Source organism: Rhizobium ecuadorense (assembly GCF_001187535.1).
Classification (GTDB): Bacteria; Pseudomonadota; Alphaproteobacteria; order Rhizobiales; family Rhizobiaceae; genus Rhizobium; species Rhizobium ecuadorense.
The window spans coordinates 15597-37143 of sequence record NZ_LFIO01000207.1 but is presented as its reverse complement, the minus strand read 5'-3'; the positions used below and the strand labels follow the sequence as shown (position 1 = coordinate 37143).

22 protein-coding genes are annotated in these 21547 nt (G+C 63.2%); 3 read left to right on the top strand and 19 right to left on the bottom strand.

Annotated features, from left to right (window positions below; translation table 11 throughout):
* The first annotated feature begins 36 nt into the window (after positions 1–36).
* Complete coding sequence (locus tag AF337_RS04940) at positions 37–2400, top strand: DNA translocase FtsK (RefSeq protein ID WP_049731239.1); 2364 nt, start codon at positions 37–39, stop codon at positions 2398–2400.
* A 40-nt stretch (positions 2401–2440) separates the two neighbouring features.
* Here the strand turns inward: AF337_RS04940 and AF337_RS04935 are convergent, their stop codons facing one another.
* From AF337_RS04935 to AF337_RS04920, 4 genes are all read right to left on the bottom strand, one after another.
* Positions 2441–3229, bottom strand: a complete 789-nt coding sequence (locus AF337_RS04935; RefSeq protein WP_049731238.1) for an ABC transporter permease — start codon at positions 3227–3229, stop codon at positions 2441–2443.
* A gap of 1 nt (position 3230) precedes the next feature.
* Positions 3231–4400, bottom strand: a complete 1170-nt coding sequence (locus AF337_RS04930; protein WP_049731237.1) for an ABC transporter permease — start codon at positions 4398–4400, stop codon at positions 3231–3233.
* Positions 4397–5470 carry an ABC transporter ATP-binding protein gene (locus tag AF337_RS04925; protein WP_049731236.1) on the bottom strand — a complete coding sequence of 358 codons (1074 nt, stop codon included), beginning with the start codon at positions 5468–5470 and terminating at the stop codon, positions 4397–4399. Before AF337_RS04925 ends, AF337_RS04930 begins: the two co-directional genes overlap by 4 nt.
* A gap of 112 nt (positions 5471–5582) precedes the next feature.
* Entirely contained in the window at positions 5583–6632 is a 1050-nt protein-coding gene (locus AF337_RS04920) for an ABC transporter substrate-binding protein (protein ID WP_049731235.1), read from the bottom strand.
* A 458-nt stretch (positions 6633–7090) separates the two neighbouring features.
* Here AF337_RS04920 and AF337_RS04915 point away from each other — a divergent pair, with 458 nt between their 5' ends.
* Entirely contained in the window at positions 7091–8062 is a 972-nt protein-coding gene (locus AF337_RS04915) for a LysR substrate-binding domain-containing protein (protein ID WP_244471185.1), read from the top strand.
* Here the strand turns inward: AF337_RS04915 and AF337_RS04910 are convergent.
* From AF337_RS04910 to phnG, 15 genes are all read right to left on the bottom strand, one after another.
* On the bottom strand, positions 8007–8561 hold the full coding sequence (locus tag AF337_RS04910; RefSeq protein ID WP_049731233.1) for a GrpB family protein: 555 nt from the start codon (positions 8559–8561) through the stop codon (positions 8007–8009). The two genes, AF337_RS04915 and AF337_RS04910, sit on opposite strands and share 56 nt — an antisense overlap.
* Before the next feature lie 20 nt (positions 8562–8581).
* Positions 8582–9178, bottom strand: coding sequence for a phosphonate metabolism protein/1,5-bisphosphokinase (PRPP-forming) PhnN (phnN, locus tag AF337_RS04905; RefSeq protein ID WP_049731232.1), 597 nt, complete (start codon positions 9176–9178; stop codon positions 8582–8584).
* Positions 9175–10314 (bottom strand): alpha-D-ribose 1-methylphosphonate 5-triphosphate diphosphatase, encoded by a 1140-nt coding sequence (locus tag AF337_RS04900; protein ID WP_049731231.1) that lies wholly within the window; start codon positions 10312–10314, stop codon positions 9175–9177. Before AF337_RS04900 ends, phnN begins: the two co-directional genes overlap by 4 nt.
* Positions 10315–10327: 13 nt before the next feature.
* Positions 10328–11023, bottom strand: a complete 696-nt coding sequence (locus AF337_RS04895; protein ID WP_049731230.1) for a DUF1045 domain-containing protein — start codon at positions 11021–11023, stop codon at positions 10328–10330.
* 143 nt (positions 11024–11166) lie between these two features.
* Positions 11167–12510: a phosphonate ABC transporter, permease protein PhnE gene (gene phnE / locus AF337_RS04890; protein ID WP_049731229.1), complete on the bottom strand. Its 1344-nt coding sequence runs from the start codon at positions 12508–12510 to the stop codon at positions 11167–11169.
* Between the two features lie 7 nt (positions 12511–12517).
* Complete coding sequence (phnE, locus tag AF337_RS04885; RefSeq protein ID WP_049731228.1) at positions 12518–13477, bottom strand: phosphonate ABC transporter, permease protein PhnE; 960 nt, start codon at positions 13475–13477, stop codon at positions 12518–12520.
* A gap of 64 nt (positions 13478–13541) precedes the next feature.
* A complete protein-coding gene (phnD, locus tag AF337_RS04880) occupies positions 13542–14447 on the bottom strand; it encodes a phosphonate ABC transporter substrate-binding protein (RefSeq protein ID WP_049731227.1) in 906 nt (301 codons plus the stop codon).
* Positions 14448–14533: 86 nt separating this feature from the next.
* On the bottom strand, positions 14534–15379 hold the full coding sequence (gene phnC / locus AF337_RS04875; protein ID WP_049731226.1) for a phosphonate ABC transporter ATP-binding protein: 846 nt from the start codon (positions 15377–15379) through the stop codon (positions 14534–14536).
* 117 nt (positions 15380–15496) lie between these two features.
* Positions 15497–16114 carry a DapH/DapD/GlmU-related protein gene (locus tag AF337_RS04870; protein WP_049731225.1) on the bottom strand — a complete coding sequence of 206 codons (618 nt, stop codon included), beginning with the start codon at positions 16112–16114 and terminating at the stop codon, positions 15497–15499.
* Positions 16111–16818: a phosphonate C-P lyase system protein PhnL gene (phnL, locus tag AF337_RS04865; RefSeq protein ID WP_049731224.1), complete on the bottom strand. Its 708-nt coding sequence runs from the start codon at positions 16816–16818 to the stop codon at positions 16111–16113. Before phnL ends, AF337_RS04870 begins: the two co-directional genes overlap by 4 nt.
* A gap of 36 nt (positions 16819–16854) precedes the next feature.
* A complete protein-coding gene (gene phnK / locus AF337_RS04860; protein ID WP_049731223.1) occupies positions 16855–17631 on the bottom strand; it encodes a phosphonate C-P lyase system protein PhnK in 777 nt (258 codons plus the stop codon).
* The gene (locus AF337_RS04855) at positions 17628–18503 is read right to left on the bottom strand and encodes an alpha-D-ribose 1-methylphosphonate 5-phosphate C-P-lyase PhnJ (RefSeq protein ID WP_049731222.1); all 876 of its coding nucleotides are present in this window, start codon (positions 18501–18503) and stop codon (positions 17628–17630) included. The genes phnK and AF337_RS04855 overlap by 4 nt, the downstream gene beginning before the upstream one ends.
* The gene (locus AF337_RS04850; protein WP_049731221.1) at positions 18500–19606 is read right to left on the bottom strand and encodes a carbon-phosphorus lyase complex subunit; all 1107 of its coding nucleotides are present in this window, start codon (positions 19604–19606) and stop codon (positions 18500–18502) included. Before AF337_RS04850 ends, AF337_RS04855 begins: the two co-directional genes overlap by 4 nt.
* Before the next feature lie 4 nt (positions 19607–19610).
* The gene (gene phnH, locus AF337_RS04845) at positions 19611–20219 is read right to left on the bottom strand and encodes a phosphonate C-P lyase system protein PhnH (protein WP_049731220.1); all 609 of its coding nucleotides are present in this window, start codon (positions 20217–20219) and stop codon (positions 19611–19613) included.
* A complete protein-coding gene (gene phnG, locus AF337_RS04840) occupies positions 20219–20695 on the bottom strand; it encodes a phosphonate C-P lyase system protein PhnG (protein ID WP_049731219.1) in 477 nt (158 codons plus the stop codon). The genes phnH and phnG overlap by 1 nt, the downstream gene beginning before the upstream one ends.
* Positions 20696–20805: 110 nt before the next feature.
* On the opposite strand from phnG, the gene phnF reads away from it, so the two are divergent.
* Positions 20806–21543, top strand: coding sequence for a phosphonate metabolism transcriptional regulator PhnF (gene phnF, locus AF337_RS04835; protein ID WP_049731218.1), 738 nt, complete (start codon positions 20806–20808; stop codon positions 21541–21543).
* Positions 21544–21547: the final 4 nt, after the last annotated feature.

Genomic DNA, 21547 nt, shown 5'->3' with positions numbered 1-21547 from the left:
GTCGTAATTTGTTAGGCATGAGTGAGTAGCGGACGCATGCGTTTTCCCAGAACCAATTTGACGGACGCCGGGGACTTTTCCAGCGGGATTGAAACGGAACTTCCGGCGGTAGATCCGGGAGAAAAACCGGCGGCGCCGATCTGGCAGAGCAATTTTTCCCTCGCGCCGAACGTCCGTTTTACCCGCACGCCGGAAACGCTGATCAGCAAGCGGCGGGCGCCGGATGAGCCCGTTCGCGATGATTCGCAGATTGGACAGCAGGCGATACGGATCGAGCCGGTCGCCGTCGACGTGCCCTTCGATATCTATCTGCCGGAGCCGGATGAACTTCCCGCAGCACCTGACATGATCGAACTGCAGCCGCCAGCCGTTCCCGACGAGCCGGTCGCGCCTGCTTTCCGCGCCTCCGCCGAGCTTTCCTCCATTTCCGATTTCGCCTTCTGGGAAGTCATGGCCTTCGAAGAGGCCGAGCCGGTTCGCGCGCCTGCCGTGATCTCGTTCCCCAAGGCCGAGACGGCGCCCGAATCGATCACATCGCTGTTCCGCATCATGGAATGGCGCCCCGGCCGGCCGGCCCCCGCTCCCGTCGCCTCCCGCCCGGTTCCGCCTTCCGCTGCAGTCTCCGCGAAGCCCGCCCCGCGCCCTCCGGCCGCCATATCCCTTGAACGGCCGAGGCGCATCCCCGTCGAGATCCCTGTTGTGCCGGCCCCTCCGCCTGCGCTGAACTCTCCGATTGCTCCCGCGCCTCAGGCGGCGCCCGCCCTTCACGCGGTGTCAGCCCCTCAGACCGCACCGGCGCCCCAGCGCACGCCGCCTGTCGCCGCGGTTCTCCCGTCGCCGCGTCTGGCGGCAAGACCCGAAAGGATCGACGCCTCCGGCTATGAATTCCCGCCGCGCGCCCTGCTGCAGGAGCCGCCGGAACGGCTCGGCGAGATCATGTCGCAGGAGACGCTGGAGCAGAATGCCGGGCTTCTGGAAAGTGTGCTTGAAGATTTCGGCATCAAGGGCGAGATCATCCATGTCCGCCCCGGCCCGGTCGTCACCCTTTATGAATTCGAGCCGGCGCCGGGCGTGAAATCGTCGCGGGTCATCGGGCTTGCCGACGACATCGCCCGCTCGATGTCGGCGCTTTCGGCCCGTGTCGCCGTCGTGCCCGGCCGCAACGTCATCGGCATCGAATTGCCGAATGTCACCCGCGAAACGGTCTATTTCCGCGAAATGATCGAGAGCCAGGATTTCGAGAAGAGCGGCTATAAGCTGGCGCTCGGCCTCGGCAAGACCATCGGCGGCGAGCCTGTCATTGCCGAGCTCGCCAAGATGCCGCATCTGCTGGTCGCCGGCACCACCGGCTCCGGCAAGTCGGTCGCCATCAACACGATGATCCTGTCGCTGCTCTACCGCATGACGCCGGAACAGTGCCGGCTGATCATGGTCGATCCGAAGATGCTCGAACTCTCCGTCTATGACGGTATCCCGCATCTCCTGACGCCCGTCGTCACCGATCCGAAGAAGGCGGTGATGGCGCTGAAATGGGCGGTGCGCGAGATGGAGGAGCGTTACCGCAAGATGTCGCGCCTCGGCGTGCGCAATATCGACGGTTACAACGACCGCGTGGCGCAGGCCCGCGACAAGGGCGAGACCATTCATGTCATGGTCCAGGTCGGCTTCGACAAGGGCACCGGCGCCCCGATCGAGGAAAACCAGGCGCTGGACCTGACGCCGATGCCCTATATCGTCGTCATCGTCGACGAAATGGCCGATCTGATGATGGTCGCCGGCAAGGAGATTGAAGGCGCGATCCAGCGTCTGGCGCAGATGGCGCGTGCCGCCGGCATTCATCTGATCATGGCGACACAGCGTCCCTCGGTCGACGTCATCACCGGCACGATCAAGGCGAATTTCCCGACCCGCATTTCCTTCCAGGTGACCTCGAAGATCGACAGCCGCACCATCCTCGGCGAGCAGGGCGCCGAGCAACTGCTCGGCCAGGGCGATATGCTGCATATGCAAGGGGGCGGGCGGATTTCCCGCGTCCACGGTCCTTTCGTCTCGGATACCGAGGTCGAAAAGGTCGTTGCCCATCTGAAGACCCAGGGCCGCCCCGAATATCTCGACACCGTCACCGCCGACGAAGAGGACGAGCCCGAAGAGGAAGAGGCCGGCGCCGTCTTCGACAAGAGCGCCATGGCCTCCGAGGATGGAAACGAGCTCTACGAGCAGGCAGTGAAGGTCGTCATGCGCGACAAGAAGTGCTCGACCTCCTACATCCAGCGCCGCCTCGGCATCGGTTACAACAGAGCCGCCTCCTTGGTCGAGCGCATGGAAAAGGAAGGCCTGGTCGGGCCGGCCAACCATGTCGGCAAGCGCGAGATCGTGTCCGGTCGGGGTGACGGCGAGTAACGGGAGCCGTCGGCGCCTCGAAGGACGTACGGCCCTGGCCTCAGGCTGGGGCCGCAGATCGGGCGGCGCGTTTGTGCACCACCGCGAGCAGGCCTCCGAGAAAGATCGTCCCGACGATAAACAGAAATGCTGCGGCCACGATGGCGGGGCTGATGTTTTCGCGAATTGACGAGAACATCTGGCGCGCAAGCGTCAACTGGTTTGGTCCAGCGACAAACAGCGTCAGCACGACTTCATCAAGCGATGTCGCAAAGGCAAGCACCGCGCCGGAAAGGACGCCGGGCATGGCAAGCGGCAGCGTCACTTTCCAGAAGACTTTTGCCGGAGAAGCCCCGAGACTCGCGGCCGCGCGCTCGGTCCGATAGTCGATGCCCTCAAGCGAGGCGGTGATGCTGACCAGCACAAAAGGCACGGCGACAACCGTATGCGCCACGATGACGGCTGCAAAAGTGTTTGGAAATCCGAGGCCGGCAAACAGGATCTGCAGCCCCACGCCGAGCACCACGGCGGGAACGACCATCGGCAGGAGGAATATCGTCCTCAGCGCCGCGGCAAAAACAACGCGCCTGCGCAATGCCAGTGCGGCCAGAATGCCGAGCATGGTGGAAAGCAAGGTGGTCCCCGCACCGATCAGCAAGCTGTTGACGATCGACCGTCGCCAGGCGTCCTCGGTTGCCAGTTCCGCAAACCAGCGATCCGAAAAAGACGGAATGGGATAGGCCAGGAAGCTGCTGGAGGTAAATGCGATCGGAAGGATCGCCAAAAGCGGAGCCAGCAGAAAAATGACCGTTGCCGCGCCGAACAGAAATTTTAGCAATCGAATTGTCATGTCACGCCCCCGTCGTCTTCATGGATAGCCGGCCATAAACGCCGTAGAGCACGATCGTCACGGCGAGCAGCACCATACCGAGCGCACCGGCCATGCCCCAATTGGCCGAGCCGGTGGCGTAGAAGGCAATCACCGAACTGATCATCTGGTCCTTTGGTCCGCCGATGAGCGCCGGTGTGATGTAGTAACCGAGCGCTGCCATGAAGACGAGCAGTCCGCCGGAGGCTATGCCGCGCAGGGCCAGAGGCAGCAGGATATGCAGAAAGGCCCGGATCGGCTGCGCGCCAAGAGAGGCTGCCGCCGGCATCAGATTTCGCGGGATTGCGATGAGGACGCTGTAGATTGGCAGAACCATGAAGGGCAGCAACACATGCGTCATGGCGATGACGACACCCGTCCGGTTGAAAAGAAGCGGCAAGGGACTGTCGAGAAGGCCGAGCGACACGAGGAGGGAGTTGATGAGCCCCTTATCCTGAAGGAGGATGTACCAGGCCGCGGTGCGCACCAGCAGCGATGTCCACAGCGGCAGCAGCACCGCGGCAAGCAGGAGCTGTCGCCGCCAGCCGCTCAAGGCGGCGGCCAGCATCGCGTAGGGCAGGCCGATGAGACAGGTCGTCAGGGTCACGACGGCGGCCACGGCGAATGTTCTCAGAAGAATCGCCTGATTGGCGGACTCTCCGGCCGGCATCGCCACGATCGCCCCTGATGCGTCATGCTGAAGATCGACTGCGGCAAGCAGGTTGCGATCGGTATATGGATAGGTCGCTTCGGCGATTGCCCGCCAGAAGGCAACATCGTTCCATCGGGCGTCGATCTCTGCGAGGCTTATCGGCCCGGTGCTGTCTCTCACGGCTGCGACGGTCTTTCGCATCAGCGTGCGGAAGCCCGGCTGGGCGCTGTTCAGTCTTCGAACCACCTCTCCCAGCTTCTGGTCGTCATCGAGCGATTTCAGATCGTCGACAAGGGCAGTCCGCATTTCGTCGGAGGGTTCGGAGGGAAGAGCCCAGGCCGAAATCGCCGCTGTCGTCCGCGGCAGGTTTTGACTGACGACCGGATCGGACACCGCCTGCTCCAGCACGGTCAGAAGCGGCCAGATGAAGAAGACACCCAGGAACAGGGTCAGGGGAAGAATGAGGGCAAAGGTGCCGCTGTGTCGACGGAAAGCACTCATGCTGCGATCACCCAGCAGTCATCAGGCGTGAAATGCGCCACCACCTCGGCTCCGACCGGCCACTCCGCCGATCGCATGTCCGTCCGCACGACGAAGCGGAAGGCATCCTCATCGAGCTGCACCCGCAGGTGGTCGCCCTGATAGACGCTGTCGAGTATTTTCGCCGGCAGGGCGTTCGCCGCCACGCCGATGCCGCCGGCCGCCAGTGAAATGCGCTCGGGGCGAACGGAAATGTGGACGCGGCTTCCGACGGTGAGGGAATTACTGCCAGGCACGATCACATGCCGTCCGTCGGCGATCTCGACCGAAGTGCCGGCCGTGCCCGCCACCCTGACCGTTCCTTCTATCAGATTGGTTTCGCCGATGAATTCGGCGACGACACGTGTCTGCGGTCGGTCGTAAATATCACGCGGCGAACCGATCTGCTCGATGTTGCCGTGGTTGAAGACCGCAATCCGGTCCGACATGGTCAGTGCCTCGGATTGATCATGAGTCACGAACACCACGGTCAGTTCCAGCCGCTTGTGAAGGGCGCGGATATCGAGTTGCATCTGTTCGCGCAACTGTTTGTCCAGTGCCCCAAGCGGCTCGTCCATCAGCACGACCGCTGGCTCGAATACCAGGGAGCGGGCAAGCGCCACCCGCTGCTGCTGACCGCCGGAAAGCTGGGCAGGCTTCCGGCTGCTCATGGCCGACAGTTGCACCATATCGAGGGCGCGTTTCACGCGCTCGTCGATCTCGCTGCGCCCGACACCGCGCATCCTCAGAGGAAAGGCGATGTTGTCGGCGATCGACATATGCGGAAAGAGCGCATAATTCTGGAAAACGACGCCCATCTCGCGCCGATGCGGAGGCAGGTGGTCGATGCGGCGGCCGTCGAGAAAAATGCCGCCGGCGGTCGGGTTTTCGAAACCCGCCAGCATCATCAGCAAAGTCGTCTTACCCGAACCCGACGGTCCCAGAAGGCTGACGAACTCGCCCCTCTCGATGTCGAGCGACAGGTCTTTGACGACCTGGTGCAGGCCAAAGGATTTTGAGATTCTTTCAAAGCGTATGCGCGGCGCAGCCATGATGGCCCTCCGTTCGGATTGTCGGCTCCCGGGGAGCGAAGTGACGAAGACGTGCGGAAGCCCCCACGGGTCGATCGGCAGAAGCGATCCCACGGGGGCGATATTCCGTCGGTTATTGTGCCAGCCAGGCGTCGAATCTTTTGGTCAGCGCTTCCGAATTGTCGATCCAGAAATCCGTATCAAGGCTGACTGCCTCCTGCATGTTGGCTTGGGTGGTGGGCAGGTCGGCCAGTTGTTCCGCCGGCAAGCTCTTGCCGGCTTCCTTGTTCGGGAGACCGTAGGCAATATATTGCGGCAGTTTTGCCTGGTTTTCCGGTTTGCTGGCGAAGGCGATGAAGTCAAAGGCAGCATCCTTGTTTTCGGCGCCCTTCAGAACGACCCAGCTATCCACGGCATAGATGCTGCCCGGCCAGACAACTTTGAACTGCCGGCCCTCGGAACGGTTGATGCCGGTGATGCGGCCATTATAGGCACTGGTCATGGCCACTTCGCCGGAAGCAAGCAGTTGCAGCGGCTGCGCGCCCGAGGTCCACCAGACAAGGTGCGGTTTCAACGCGTCAAGCTTGGCGAAGGCGCGGTCGATGCCCTCAGGCGTCGCCAGGACGTCGTAAACCTTGTCCGCCGGCACGCCGTCGGCCATCAGCGCGAATTCGAGCGTGTATTTCGGTCCCTTGCGCAGGGCGCGCTTGCCGGGAAATTTCTTCACGTCCCAGAAATCGGCCCAGGATTTGGGGCCATCGGCAATCTTGGCACCGTCATAGGCGATGGCGGTCGACCAGACGATGGCGCCGACGCCGCAATCACTCACCGCGGAAGGCAGAAACGCATCCTTGCCCCCAAGCTTGTTCCAGTCCACTTTCTCAAAAAGCCCGTCGGCGCAGCCGAGCGAGAGCTCATCGGCTTCGACCTCCACGGCATCCCAGGACGGATTGCCTGCCTTGACCTTTGACTGAAGGACGCCGATGCCGCCGTCCCAGCCTTCGTCGAGCAGAGGCTTGCCGGTCACCTTGGAGAACGGCTTGAAATAGATCTCTCGCTGCGCATCCTGAAAGTTCCCGCCCCAGGACGCTATGGTCAGATCCCGGGCCACGCCCGGTCCCGCGGCGAGCGCCAGCGACAGCAGGCCGAGAGCCGCAATCGTCGAAGTGTTTTTGAATGTCATTCGCTTCCCCTGTTTGTTGAGCGTCCGTCTGACGCCGGTTGACAGCCATGATCTGTGGGGATCGTTGGCAATCGCGGCCGCTCGCAAGGGATGGGCAAAGCCGGCGTCTGCGGACTTTGCCGTGGTGTCATCTCCGAGGTGGAGCGGCGTGTTGCGGGCAATGCTGGCGAATGTCCTGCGGGGCGGAAAGGCGCTTTTTGTTGACCGCGGAGGACACATGGATGCACCGCTCCCGATCAGTCTCCTCCGGCAAGTGGTCGCGCCGCCGGCAAATTTGATGTTTTCGCTTGCGAAGGGCGGAAAACGCGATTGCCAGTCACCAGATGTGTGGTGCATTCTATGCACCACCGTGCACCACTCTTCGTTACGCCAAAATTGCCCATTCCATGGCATATGAAGATGTAGACGGCATTCCGATTTTGGTTTGGCAGAACCAATATCCGTTCTGGGAGACAGGATTGCGCAGAGGGAAATCATCGGCGGATGAACAGGAAGGTGTTCCGAAACGCGGACGTTTGCCGCCGCTTTCCATGGTGCGTGCCTTCGAGGCGGTCAGTCGCCTGGGATCGATGCGGAGAGCTGCCGACGATCTCAATCTCAGTCACACCGTCATATCCCGTCACGTCCGCAATCTCGAAGCCTGGTTTGGCACGCGGCTTGTCGATGCCGGCCCGCGCGGCATCAGGCTGACGGCGGAAGGCAGAGTTTTTGCCGAGACGGTGGGGGCGGCTTTCGACCTCATTGCCCAGTCGACGGCGGAACTGCGTCCGGCAGTCAACCGCACGGTCTTGCGCATCTGGTGCGTGCCCGGTTTTGCGACACGGTGGCTGACGCCGCGTTTCAACCAGCTCCAGCTTGCCTTGCCCGGCATCGATTTCGTGATGCGTGCGACCGATCTCGAGCCGGATTTCAGCCGTTATGAGGCCGATGTCGACATCCGCTATTCCGAGGAACCAAGGGGGAATGTCCGCTGGATCCTGCTGGAAAGGCCGCGCATGTTTCCGGTCACCAGCCCCGAATGGATCAGCCGAAACGCGCCGATACGGACCCTTGACGATCTGGTGCGACAGCCGCTGATTCACGAGGAAAGCCGCGATCAGTGGCGGCAATGGTTTCGCAAGGCTGGCTTCGAGCATGAAGTGACCTTGAACGGTCCTCGGCTGTGGTCAGCCAATCTGACGGTCGACGCGGCGGTGGCAGGCCAAGGAATAGCGCTGGCCACCCGCCTGATCGCCGCCGACGACTTGCGTGCCGGGCGGCTCGTCGAATTGCTCGAAACCGATGTCCGGCTCGGCGGCTATTATTTGGTCGGACCCCGGGAGCGTTGGAATGAGGTGACATCGGCGCGTTTCCGGGCATGGCTGCAACAGTCGATCACTGAAACCACCGGGGGGCACGCCGCCCATGAAAGCGGTCATCCACGCCAATAGGTGATAGGTTTGCCAATCGCAGCGTCTCGCCGACGAACTCGGTCTTTCCGCCGGTGTAGAACTCCCAATCACCGTCTGCTTCAACAGCAAGGCGGCGTTTGAGATCGGCATAGGCCGCGGCCCTATCGGGGTGATCCCGAAGATAGTCGCGAAACAAGATGCGCTCCTGATGGGCGCGATTACCGCGGCTGCAAAGATAGAGCTTGAAACCATAAGCTTCGTGATCCCGGGTGAAGGCCCAGCGTTTCTCTCCCCGATCGCCGTGGAAGACAAAATCGGCAGCGCGCACCGCTTCAATCGCCATCGGCAGAATGTCATCGGAAATCGTCACGACATCGAGGTCGATCTTCGGCTTGGCGGCGAGGCCGGGCACCGACGTGCTGCCGATATGGTCGATGGACAGCACGAGATTGCCGAGCAGGATGGAGATTTCGGCGCTGATTTCAGCAAAGAGCTGCGGCCATGAGGGATCATAGTCGACCACTTTGACGGCGCGCATGCCCTTCCTCTCAATTGCGGTCAATGTACCTCGGCGAGCAGCCCGTCGAGGATCGTGACCATCTTCTGCTTGGCCTCTTCGAGCGAGCCGCTATTGTCGAGCTCCGCCACGTCGTAGTCGCCGCGCACCGTCAGCGGCCCGCGGGCAAGTCTGGCCATGATATCCTCGTGCGTCTCGCGCCCGCGCGCCTCCAGCCGGCTGGCGAGCACTTCCGGACGAGCGGTGACGTTGATCACCTTGAGCCGCGGGAAAGCCGCCTGGAAACGGTGAAGCGCCGAGCGTGAACCATTGGCGACGACGACATGGCCGCGCGACAACGCCACCGAGACCTCGGCCGGAATACCGTATTTCAAGCCATGCGCCTCCCACCAGACGGCGAAGGAGCCCGACTGCTCCATGGCGGCAAACCCTTGGAGGGAGACGGAAAGATGGTCCTCGCCGCCGGCGTCGCGGTGGCGGGTGATGACGCGGCGGGTGAAATGAACGTCGGCGCGGCCGGCGAAATGCCGCGCTGCAAGGTTCATCAGCGTGTCCTTGCCGGCGCCGCTCGGCCCGACGACGACGACCATGATGCCGCGCTCGGCTCCGGCTCCAGGATGGGGTTCGTACGGGCTCATGCGACACGGCGTCCTTGGCGCCAGACGGAGCGTGTCACCGGCACGCCATGCGAACGGTGGACGCGGACGAGATCGGCGCGCAGCCCGGTGGCGATCCGGCCGCGATCATCGAGGCTGACGGTGCGCGCCGGCGTCGACGTCACCATGGCGATCGCCTTCGGCAGGGTGATGCTCTCGACCTCGTCGGCGAGGATGAAGGGCGCATGCAGCAGGCTGAGCGGCACGTAATCGGAGGACAGCACGTCGAGCACGCCCATCTCGGCGAGGTCGCGGGCGGCGATATTGCCGGAATGGGACTTGCCGCGCACGATGTTCGGCGCGCCCATCAGCACGCTCATGCCATGTTCGTGCGAGGCGCGGGCGGCATCGAAGCTGGTCGGGAATTCGGCAAGCCGCACGCCGTTGTCGATCGCCTCGTCGACATGTGAGAGCGTCGCATCGTCATGGCTTGCGACGGTGATGCCGCGCTCGGCGCAGACCTTGGCGATGGCGTTGCGATGCGGCGTCGAGTTGCGCGCCGATTCTGCCTGACGCTTGGCGACGAAACGGGCGAAGGCCTCGTCGCTCAGGCCCCGCTTCTTCTGATAGTAGAAGATATATTGATCCATCGTCTGGAACTGCCGCTGGCCGGGCGCATGATCCATCAGCGAGACCAGCCGCACATGCCGGTCCTTTTCGAAATCGGCGAAATGTTCGAGCACATTGTCGGCCGAAACCTCGCAGCGCAGGTGGAGGAGATGTTCGGCGCGCAGCCGGCCTTCCTTCTCCGCCGACTGGATGGCGTCGGCCATCTCGCGCATCTCGCCGTGTTCGAAGCCGCCGTCCTCGTCAGCCCCCATGCGCAGGCAGTCGAACACCGTGGTGATGCCGGAGGTGACGATCTGGGCGTCATGCGCCTGGACTGCGGCCGTCTTGTTCCAGCGGATGCCGGGACGCGGCTGATAATGGCCTTCGAGGTGGTCGGTATGCAGCTCGACGAGGCCGGGAATGATGTAATCGCCTTCGAAATCTTCGCCGGCTACCGAGTTGCCTTCGGAAATATCGGCGATCTTGCCGTCGCGAATGACAATCGAGCCCGCGAGGATGTCATCCTCGAGAACGATGCGGGCGTTGGAAAACACGGTCTCTCTGCTCATCTCGTCGGGTCTTTCAGCTTTTGGCGCCGGAAAGCGGCAACCAGGAATGAACTTTGAACGGGGCGCCGCGAGTCTCCTCGGTGAAGACGGCAAGGCCGGAAATCGAAAGCGGCCGGCCGGTGAAATCGGCAAAACGCTCGGTCAGAATGGCTTTCATCACCGCGGCGCGTGTCTCGGGCACCTGGCCGGTGAGCGTCATGTGGAAGCCGAAATCCTCCATGACATAAGGATAACCCCAGCGCTGCAGATTGGCGCGCTGGCTGTCGCTGAGCTTCTCCGGGTTGCGCCGCGCCATATCGGCCTCGGTAAGCGCTGCGCGGAACGGTTCGAAGGACTTTACCACCTTCGAGGCGAAATCCTGAAGAGGTTGATGAAGAGAACCGGGAACGAGGGCAAAAAAACGGCCGAGCTGACCGAGCACGAGCTCGGGAATCTCGAAGGCTTCAGTGCGCGCGGCAAACTCCTCGACGACAGCCATGAGATCCTTCTCGGTGACGGTGGCGGCGAGCGAAAACGGCGCCTTGATCGTCGCGTGAAAGCCGTAGCGGCGCGGGTCGGCGGTCAGCTCGAACTGCTCTGCGGCACCGAGCTGCGCATCATCAGGCGCAGCATAGGTCTTGCCGGCAAAGGCATCGCGGCCGAGCCAGAGCGAGGCCGCGCCGGTCAGGGGATCATCCTTCGGCGGCGAGAAATAGAGAGCGTAGCGCAAGGCTTTTATCCTGGGGATCGTCGAAACGGGGAGCGCAATGTGCAGTGATTTGGCGGCGAACCGCAAGCAGGTTCCCGGCTAAAAGATTTCCGTGACAGAATGATGATGGCGGCAGCGCCGCCACGGCCTTTCCAGCGGATGGATCAGTGGGCTTTCGTGCCCATCAGCCGGTGGCGCAGCGCGTTCGAGGCGGCGTCGAAAATGAAGACGACGATCAGGATGAGGATGACCATATAGGCGACGTTTTCCCAGTTGGCGTTGGTGCGCATCGCCTCCCAGAGTTTGAGGCCGATGCCGCCCGCGCCGACGGCGCCGATGATGGTGGCACCACGCACATTCGATTCCCACTGGTAGAGCGTCTGGCTGACGATGACGGGAACGATCTGCGGCATAATGCCGTAACGATGGACGAGCACGGTCTGAGCGCCGGTCGATTGGATGCCTTCCCGTGGCTTGTTGTCGATATTCTCCAGCCCTTCGGAATAGAGCTTGCCGAGCGTGCCGGTCTCGGTGAGGAAGATTGCGCCGCTGCCCGCCAGCGGGCCGGGGCCGAAAGCGCGGGTCAGGAACAGCGCCCAGATCAGCATGTCGACCGAACGCAGGAAATCGAAGAAGCGCTTGAGGATCTGATTGAGCAGCCGGTTCGGCGTGATGTTGCGCGCCGCCAGGAAGGCGAGCGGGAAAGCGGCAAGCGACCCCAGCAGCGTTCCGAGGAATGCCATGACGATCGTCTGGAAAAGCTTGGTCCAGACGTCGCCATGCTGCCATTCGCTGTTGTTCCAGATGTCGTCGAAGGCGAGCGACAGGTTGGACTGGTCGGGCTTGATGCGCGGTCCGGAGACGATGAGGCTGACGACCTCGCCAGCCGGCTTGTCGAAGAAGAAGGATTGCGTGTCGAAGATGAAATTCGCCCAGCCGATGAAACGCTTGCGGATTTTCACCCGGGCGACGGAGATGCTGACATTGCCGGCAAAGCCGAGATCGGCAAGCACATTGTCGTCATAGACGGTCATCCAGCCGGGCACCGGTCCGACCACCTCAAGCGCACCGCTCGTGACCTTGACGGGGACGCTGATGCCATGCGCGGTGACGATCGTCTGGCTCTTCGACACGGTGACGGTGCGGCTGACGCCGCTGATCGAAACGGTGATGCTGCCATCGGGATTGTCGACCAGCCAGTCCGGATGCGGATTGTCGCCGAGCGGCGAGAAACGCGGATAACGCACCTCGATCGAGCCGTTGTCCTGGATGCGGAATTCCGGCTGAACGTCATAGCTCACCCATTGGCTGAGATAGATGCCGACGCGCTCCCAATGGGCTTCGGCGAAAAGCTTGGGCAGGTCGAAGAACCAGACGGCATAGAGGCTGTAGAGCAGCGTCGCGATCAGGATCATCAGCCCGCCGAAACGCTGGCGGAACGACCGGTGGAAATATTCCGGATAGCGCGCTTCGATTTCGTTCATGCGGTTTGCGTCGATCACCGTCATGGCAGCCTCAATGTTGCAGGAGGAAGGCGTGCTCGCCGACGAGGCGGCGGCGCAGCCATGCGGAGAACTGGTCGACGGCGACGATCGTCACGAACAGCAGCAGAACGAGCGCCATCGTCTTGGCGCCGAAGCCGCGCGAGATCGACAGCTTCAGCTCCTCGCCGATGCCGCCGCCGCCGACGGCGCCGATGATGGTCGAGGCGCGCACGTTGATCTCGAGCCGCAGCAGCGCATAGGAGGTGAAATTCGGCAGCACTTGCGGCAGCGCCGCGAAGCGAACGCGCTCCCACCAGTTGGCACCGACCGCTTTCATGCCCTCATGCGGCTTCATGTCGATATTCTCGGCCACCTCGTAGAAGAGTTTGCCGAGCGCGCCTGTTGTGTGCAGGGTGATGGCGATGATGGCGGCGACCGGCCCGATCGACAGGATTGCCGAAAACAGGCCGGCAATGACGATCTCGGGGAAGGCGCGCAGAAATTCCATCAGGCGCTTGGTGAAGATGCGCAGCGGCCAGGAACGCGTCAGGTTGCGCGCGGCAAAGAAGCTCAACGGAACGGCAAAGACGAAGGCGATGAGCGTCGAAAGCAGCGCCACGTTGATGGTGACGATCATCAGCTCGAAATATTCGGGAATGTAGAAGGCGCCCGAGATATAGACACGGCCCTTGTCGAAGTTGAATTCCTCGCCGCCCTTGTCGTTGACGCTCGCTATGTCGAACAGCGCGCACCAGACGTCGTTCCAGTCCTTGGGAATGAGCCAGCTCAGGAAGTCGAAAAGATGCGGCAGGCGGTCGAAGAAATGGCCGGCATTGCTCTCGTCGGCGAAGCGGACGGAACTTGCGAAAGCCGCGATGAGGATCACCAGGCCGAGCACGGTGTAGAAACGGCGCCTGGCGACCATCCGTTCCCAGGCGGTGCGGATCTCCCTGGTGCTCTGCATGTGTGGCTGTATCTCGGCAACAGTCATGGACGCCTCGCCCGTTACGAAGAAAGGGCGGCCGTTTCCGGCCGCCCTGCATTCAGAAGACCGATCAGCCGCCAATGGCAGCCTTACGGACTTCGACGACGGTGTTGTAGAACTCGTGCTTCACAGGGGCGTAACCCTTGTAGTCGCCGCCTTCGATAGCGGCGAAGCACTTGTGATCCTTCTCCGGCAGCGCCGTGAAGAAGGCTGCGAGCTTCGTCTGCCAGTCCTCACCGAGAGCGTTGCGAACGACGAGCGGGCCGTTCGGGATCAGCGGCGAGCGCCAGACTTCGACCAGCTTGTTCGGATCGACGGCGCCCTTGTCGACTTCCTTGCGGAAGGTGCCGGAGGTGTAGCCGTCCTTGAAATCGCCGATGCCGGACGAGTCGTCGACGGCGACGTCGACCTTGCCGTCATAGGCGGCGAGAAGGTTGTTCTCATGGCCGCCATTGAACTGCGTCGAGGCGAAGAACTTGTCGTTCGGCATGCCCGTGTCCTTCGGGATCTGCGTCAGCGGCACGAGATAGCCGGAGGTGGAATCCGGATCGGCGTAGCCGAGTTTCTTGCCCTTGGCGTCCTTGATGGTCTTGATGCCTGATGATTTCAGCGCCAGGCCGATCGAGTGGTAGCCGGTCGAACCGTCTTTCTGCTGCGTCGTCAGGATCGGCGTCACCGCCTTCGGATCCTTGATGTAGACGGCCGCATAGCCGGAAGCGCCGAGTTCGGCAAAGTCGAGCGTGCCGCCGAGCAGGCCCTGGATAACGCCGTCATAATCGGCGGCCGGGAACAGCGATACCTTCTCGAAGCCGAATTCCTGCTTCAGATGGTCGGCAAGGCAGGCGTAGTTGCGCAGGCGGTCGGTTTCGTTCTCGCCGCCGAGGATGCCGATGCGGAATTCCTTGAGATCAGCTGCATGGGCGCCGCCGGCGAGCGCGAAGAGCGCCGTTGCTGCAAAGAGTGCTTTCTTCAACATATGTCTCTCCTATTGACCGGTGTCCCCGGCCTTCCGTTACGAAGAAGTGTGCCCTTGACGCGGGCGGTCGATCGCGGCCGCCTCGCTCAGAGGCCGGCCAGCGCCAGCGGCTGGGTGCCGGCGGATTGATTGTCTGCCCGCTCGGGCGCTGGATTGATCGATGTCGAGGTCATCGTTTCGTCGATGCCGGTGCCATCCTTTCCCGTCCCGTAGATTGCCCTCACCGCCTCAGCGGTCAGCTCCGATGGCTTGCCGTCGAAGACGACGCGACCGCCGGCCATGCCGACGATGCGCTCACAATAGTTGCGGGCGGTATCGAGCGTATGAAGGTTGGTGATGACGGTGATGCCCTCGCGCTCGTTGATATCGCGCAGCGCATCCATGACGATCTTGGCGTTGAGCGGATCGAGCGAGGCGATCGGCTCGTCGGCAAGCACCATCTTCGGGTTCTGCATCAGCGCCCGCGCAATCGCCACGCGCTGCTGCTGGCCGCCGGAAAGCGTACCGGCGGCCTGCAGCGCCGTCTGCTCGATGCCGAGGCGTTCGAGCGCCGCAATCGCGTGCACACGTTCCTCGCGGGTGAAGATGTTGAGCAGGCTGAGAAGTGTCGGGCGGTGATTGAGGCGGCCGAGCATGACATTGGTGAGAACATCGAGGCGCGGCACCAGGTTGAACTGCTGGAAGATCATCGCGCAGTCGCGCTGCCAGTTGCGCAGCGCCCCGCCGCGAAGCCCGGAAACCTCGACGCCGGCGAAATGGATGGAGCCGGAACTCGGCTCCTGAAGCCGGTTGATCATGCGCAAGAGCGTCGACTTGCCGGCACCGGAGCGGCCGATGATGCCGACCATCTGACCCTGGGGAATGGCGAGCGTGACGGTATCAACGGCGAGCTTGTTTCCGAAACGACGGGTGACATCCTTCAGCTCGAACATCATGCTCTTCCCTTGCGCTCCAGGCCTCGGTCAGCATCGCATTAGTCCCGCTTGATGAACCTCAAATGTCATATTTGTGTAGTTCGTGTCACAATTCTCCGTGCCTAAATCGCAAGTTTAGCCGCCGTAGCGGACCAGGAAATCTTCTGCGCTCAGGTTGCGGAAATCCTGCAGCGCCAGGCGCAGCCGGTCGTGCTCCCAGTCCCACCAGGAAAGCCTGTCCAGGCGTTCGCCGACCGCTTTCGAAAACCGCTCTCGGATTGGTTTGGCCGGCACGCCGCCGACGATCGAGTAGGCCGCGACGTCCTTCGAGACGACGGCGCCGGCGCCGATCACCGCGCCGTTGCCGACACTGACGCCCGGCAGAATGGTCGCTCCATGGCCGATCCAGACGTCATTGCCGATCGTAACGCGGTTTGCGCGCCGCCAGGCGAAGAAGTCCTCCTCCATGTCGCCGTCCGGCCAGTAGTCGGCGGCGCGATAGGTGAAATGATGCAGCGTCGCGCGCCAGGTCGGATGGTTGGTGGCGTTGATGCGCACGGCGGCGGCGATATTGACGAACTTGCCGATCGTCGCGCACCAGACGGAGCCATCCTGCATGATGTAGGAATAGTCGCCGAAGGTCGCCTCGCTGATGCGGCAGCGCTCGGAGACCTCCGTAAAGCGCCCGAAGCTGGAATCGCTGACGGAGGCCGTCTCATGGATATAGGGCTCGATACCCAGCTTGCGGCTCATGCGGCGATCTTTCCGGGGGAGAAAAGCTGGACGTCGAGGATGCGGTCGGCGACGGCTTCGCGCACTTCCTCGTCGTGGAAAATGCCGAGAAGCGCGACGCCCGCCTGCTTTTTCTCCTCGATCATGCCGACGACGACGGCGCGGTTCCTCGCGTCGAGCGAAGCTGTGGGTTCGTCGAGAAGCAGGATCGTGTGCCCGGTGATGAAGCCGCGGGCGATGTTGACACGCTGTTGCTCGCCGCCGGAGAAGGTGGCGGGCGGAAGCTGCCAGAGCGCCTCCGGCAGGTTGAGCCTGGCAAGCAGAGCGCCGGCCTTTTCCCGAGCCGCGACGGCGTCTTCGCCGCGCGCCACGAGCGGTTCGGCGACCACGTCGATTGCCGCCACGCGCGGCACGGTGCGCAGGAACTGGCTGACGTAACCGAGCGTATGGCGCCGCACGTGGAGCATGGTGCGCGGATCGGCGGCGGCGAGATCGACGATGCGCTCATCGTGGCGGATGAGGATCTGGCCGGTATCTATGGCGTAATTGCCGTAGATCATCTTCAGCAGCGAGCTCTTGCCGACGCCCGAGGGGCCGCCGAGCACGACGCATTCGCCTGAGGCGACCGAGAAGGCGACATTGGAAACGACGGGCAGCCTGATGCCGTCGCGCAGGTGCATGGTGAAGCTTTTCGAGACTTCGGAAACGACGAGGGGCGTTGGCATGATGTCTTCTTCCTGGTTTTGGACCTGCAGTAGTGCTCAGACCTGCAGGATCGAGGAGACCAGCAGCTGCGTGTAGGGTTCGCGCGGATCGTCGAGCACCCGGTCGGTGAGCCCGTGTTCGATGACGTAGCCGTCCTTCATCACCATCATCCGGTGCGACAGAAGCCGGGCGACGGCGAGATCGTGGGTGACGATGATCGCCGAGAGACCGAGATCGTTGACGAGACCGCGCACCAGATCGAGCAGGCGCGCCTGCACCGAGACATCGAGGCCGCCTGTGGGTTCGTCCATGAAGACGAGGCGCGGCCCGGTGACGAGGTTGCGGGCGATCTGCAGGCGCTGGCGCATGCCGCCGGAAAAGGCGCGCGGCTGGTCGTCGATGCGGTCGGCGTCGATCTCGACCCGTTCCAGCCAGTCGATCGCCGAGGCGCGAATCCTGCCGTAATGCCGGTCGCCGATCGCCATCAGCCGTTCGCCGACATTGGCGCCGGCCGACACCGCCATGCGCAGACCGTCGGCCGGATTCTGGTGCACGAAGCCCCAGTCGGTGCGCATCAGGAAGCGCCGCTCGGCCTCGTTCATGCGGTAGAGATCGCGGTAGCTGCCGTCGCGCATGTGATATTCGACGCTGCCGGTGCTCGGCAGCAGTCGGGTGGAGAGGCAGTTCAGCAGCGTCGTCTTGCCGGAGCCGGACTCGCCGACGATGGCAAGCACTTCGCCCGGCCAGAGCTCGAAGGAGACGTCGCGGCAGCCGATGCGGTTGCCGTAGAATTTCGAAACGTCATGGACTTTGAGAAGCGGGATATCGCTCATTCTGCAGCCTCCCGGGCCAGCATTTCGCCGGCATGCCCGTGCGCGCGACGGTCTTCGCAATGATCGGTGTCGGAGCAGACGAACATGCGCCCGCCCTTGTCGTCGAGAACCACTTCGTCGAGATAGACATCCTCAGCGCCGCAGAGGGCGCAGGGCTTGTCGAAGCGCTGGATGTCGAAGGGATAGTCCTCGAAATCCAGGCTGACGACGTCGGCATAGGGCGGAACCGCATAGATGCGCTTCTCGCGTCCGGCGCCGAAGAGCTGCAGCGCCTCCGACATGTGCATCTTCGGATTGTCGAATTTCGGCGTCGGCGACGGGTCCATCACGTAGCGGCCGTGCACCTTCACCGGATAGGCGTAGGTCCTGGAGATCCGGCCGTTATGGGCGATATCTTCATAGAGTTTCACGTGCATGAGGCCGTATTCCTCAAGCGCATGCATTTTGCGCGTCTCGGTCTCGCGCGGCTCGAGGAAGCGCAGCGGCTCGGGGATAGGCACCTGGTAGACGAGCACCTGGCCGGCCTTGAGCTTTTCCTCGGGAATGCGGTGGCGCGTCTGGATGATTGTTGCCTCGCCTGTATGCGTCGTCACCGCGACATTGGCGACCTTCTGGAAGAAAGCGCGGATGGAAACGGCATTGGTCGTGTCGTCGGCACCCTGGTCGATGACCTTCAGCACGTCGTCCGGTCCGATGATCGAGGCCGTCACCTGCACGCCGCCGGTGCCCCAGCCATAGGGCATCGGCATTTCTCTGCTGGCGAAGGGCACCTGATAGCCGGGGATGGCGATCGCCTTCAGGATGGCGCGGCGGATCATCCGCTTGGTCTGTTCGTCGAGATAGGCGAAGTTGTAGCTGGCGAGATCGCTCATTCGGCGGCTTCCTTCATGTCTTCGCCGGCATTGCGGGCGGCTTCGAATTCGCGGCGCATGCGGCGGACGAGATCGAGTTCGGCCTGGAAGTCCACATAATGCGGCAGCTTCAAGTGCTCGACGAAGCCGGTCGCCTGCACGTTGTCGGAGTGCGAGATGACGAATTCCTCGTCCTGCGCTGGCGCGGTGATATCCTCGCCGAGCTCTTCGGCGCGAAGCGCGCGATCGACCAGCGACATCGCCATCGCCTTGCGCTCGCTCTGGCCGAAAACCAGGCCGTAGCCGCGGGTGAATTGCGGCGGCGCCTTGGCTGAGCCCTTGAACTGATTGACCATCTGGCATTCGGTGACCTGGATGACGCCGAGCGAGACGGCAAAACCGAGTTCCGGCACGTCGAATTCCACCTCGACCTCGCCGATGCGGATTTCCCCGGTGAAGGGGTGGTTGCGGCCATAGCCGCGCTGGGTGGAATAACCGAGCGCCAGCAGGAAGCCTTCGTCGCCGCGGGCGAGCGCCTGCAGGCGCAGATCGCGGGTCATCGGGAATTCCATCGGCTCGCGGGTCAGATCGCCGATCTCGTGATCCTCAGGCATGTCGCCATCGGCCTCGATCAGGCCTTCCTCGCCGAGAATTTCGGAGACGCGCATGACGCGGCCGGTCTCGGCGGCGCGCTGGACAGGCGCCGCGACCGCCTCGTCGGCAAGCAGCGACGGATCGAGCAGCCGGTGCGTATAATCGAAGGTCGGCCCAAGAAGCTGGCCGCCCGGCAGATCCTTGTAGGTCGCCGAAATCCGCCGTTCGATCGTCATATCAGCCGTGTCGAGCGGCCTGGAATAGCCGAAGCGCGGCAGCGTCGTGCGGTAGGCGCGCAGCAGGAAGATCGCCTCGATCATATCGCCGCGCGACTGGCGCACGGCAAGGGCCGCGAGCCTCCGGTCGAAAAGCGAGGCCTCGGCCATCACCCGGTCGACGGCGAGCGCCAGCTGCGCGACGATCTGGTCGATACCGATCGCCGGCAGCGAACGGTCGCCGCGGCGGCGGTCGGCAAGCAGGCGGTGGGCATTGGCGATGGCGGCCTCGCCACCCTTGACGGCAACATACATGAGCTCAGATCTCCGTTGCTGTGATCTTGGTGGTGCGCGGCAGGCAGAGAAAACGTGTCACCGATGTCAGCACGATGTCGATTCCGCGCGGAAAGAGCGCGCGGTTCTCCGTCCAGAGCCGCAGAAAGGTCTCCGGCAGGCCGACAGGCGCGATCTCCGTCACAGTCTGGATGCCGGGGCCAATCAGCGCCAGCCGGCGCCCACCCTCGAGTTCGGGGAGCTGGATAATGAGCGTCGTCGAGCGGTCGGGATATTCCTGCGTGCCTGAGGCGAAGAGGCTGAAGGGGCAAAGCGCGGTGCCGGCCTCGGTGAAAGCGAAGCGCGCCTCGGCCTTCTCAGTGGTGAGCGGCGCGCCGGTGTGGAAGCCGAGCCACTCCGGCACGGCGGATTTCGCCAGCCCCTGGGACAGCCAGACGGGCGTGTCGTGGTCACAAAGCGTGAGCGCGATCGCGCCGGCGGCGCTGCCGAGCGGCACAGGCGGTGCGATATCGGGCTGAACGGTCTGGATCGTGCCGGGGCGGGCGATGCCGTCCATCAGCATCTTGAAGACGCTCTGGGCATGGAAGACCGGCTCGGCAAAGCCGCCGGTCAGGGCTTCCGTCTTCAGGCCCATCAGTTGTCTCCCCTGACCATGGTGAAGAAATCGACGCGGGTCGCCGCCGTCTCCTCCGCCTTGCGGCGCTCAGTAGCGGCGATCCGTCCGGCGATCGGCAAAAGCAGCGCCCGTTCGACGAAATCCTTGGTCGCCTCATCCTGCCAGAGTGCGTCGAAGATCGCTGCAAGCCGGGCCTTTTCCCGGTCGGTGCCGAGCGCCTGCGCATGACCGACCGAGCCGGAGTCGAGCCGAACTGTTGCCCGCGTCACCGTCACTTCGCCGAGGTTGAAGGGCGCGCCGCCCCCGCCAATGCGGCCGCGCACCATCACCAGCCCGGTCTCTGGCCCGCGCACCGGATGCGCCGCGGGTTTTTCCGGCAAGGCATCCCAAACCGCCCAGAGTTCGCTTCGTTCCGCTCGCGCCAGCAGATCGGCGGCGCGTTTGCGCCCGGATGCCGTCTGTGACGCAGCGTCTGTCCTGTCCGCTGATATCATCGCCGCTTCCTTAAAATGTCTATTGATATAGACAACTATACAAGATATACCTACGCTTAAATCGATGTCGTGACAAGCGTGTGACATCGGGCGCGGGAAATGGGGCCGGAATGGCGGGATTGAAGCAGGTGCAAAGACAGACCGGCGTGGCGCTCTGGCGCCAGATCGCCGACCGGATCCGTGAGGCGATCGGCAACGGAGCCTATGACGAAACCGGAATGGTGCCGCCCGAAACGGTGCTGGCGCTGCAATTCGGCGTCAACCGCCACACGGTGCGCAGCGCCTTGGCGGCCTTGGCGCAGGAAGGCATCGTTCGCGCGGTGCAAGGTCGCGGCACGCTGATCGAGCGCAAGGAACGGCTGAATTTCCCGATCACCCGGCGCACCCGCTTCACGTCAGGCATCGGCGACCAGGCGCGCGAGATGCGCAGCCTTCTGCTCGATGAGGCGCAGGAGGAGGCGAGCGCCGAAGTCGCTCGCTGGCTGGGCCTGAAGCAGGGAGAACGGGTGATCCGCCTGGAAACATTGCGCCATGCCGACAGGCGGCCGGTGTCAAAGGCGACGAGCTGGTTTCCCGCCGAACGTTTCGCCGGGATCGGCGAGGCCTACCGCAAGCACGAATCGATCACCAAGGCTTTCGCCGAACTTGGCCTGCCGGATTATGTCCGCGCGACCACCGAAGTGACGGCCGCCCATGCGAACACGGCCGATCTGGCCGAGCTGGAGCTGACGCCCGGCGCGATCCTGCTGATCGCCAAGGCGATGAACACCGATCTCGAGGGGGTGCCGGTGCAATATTCGATCAGCCGGTTTGCGGCCGACCGGGTACAGTTCACCATCGAGAATTGAGACA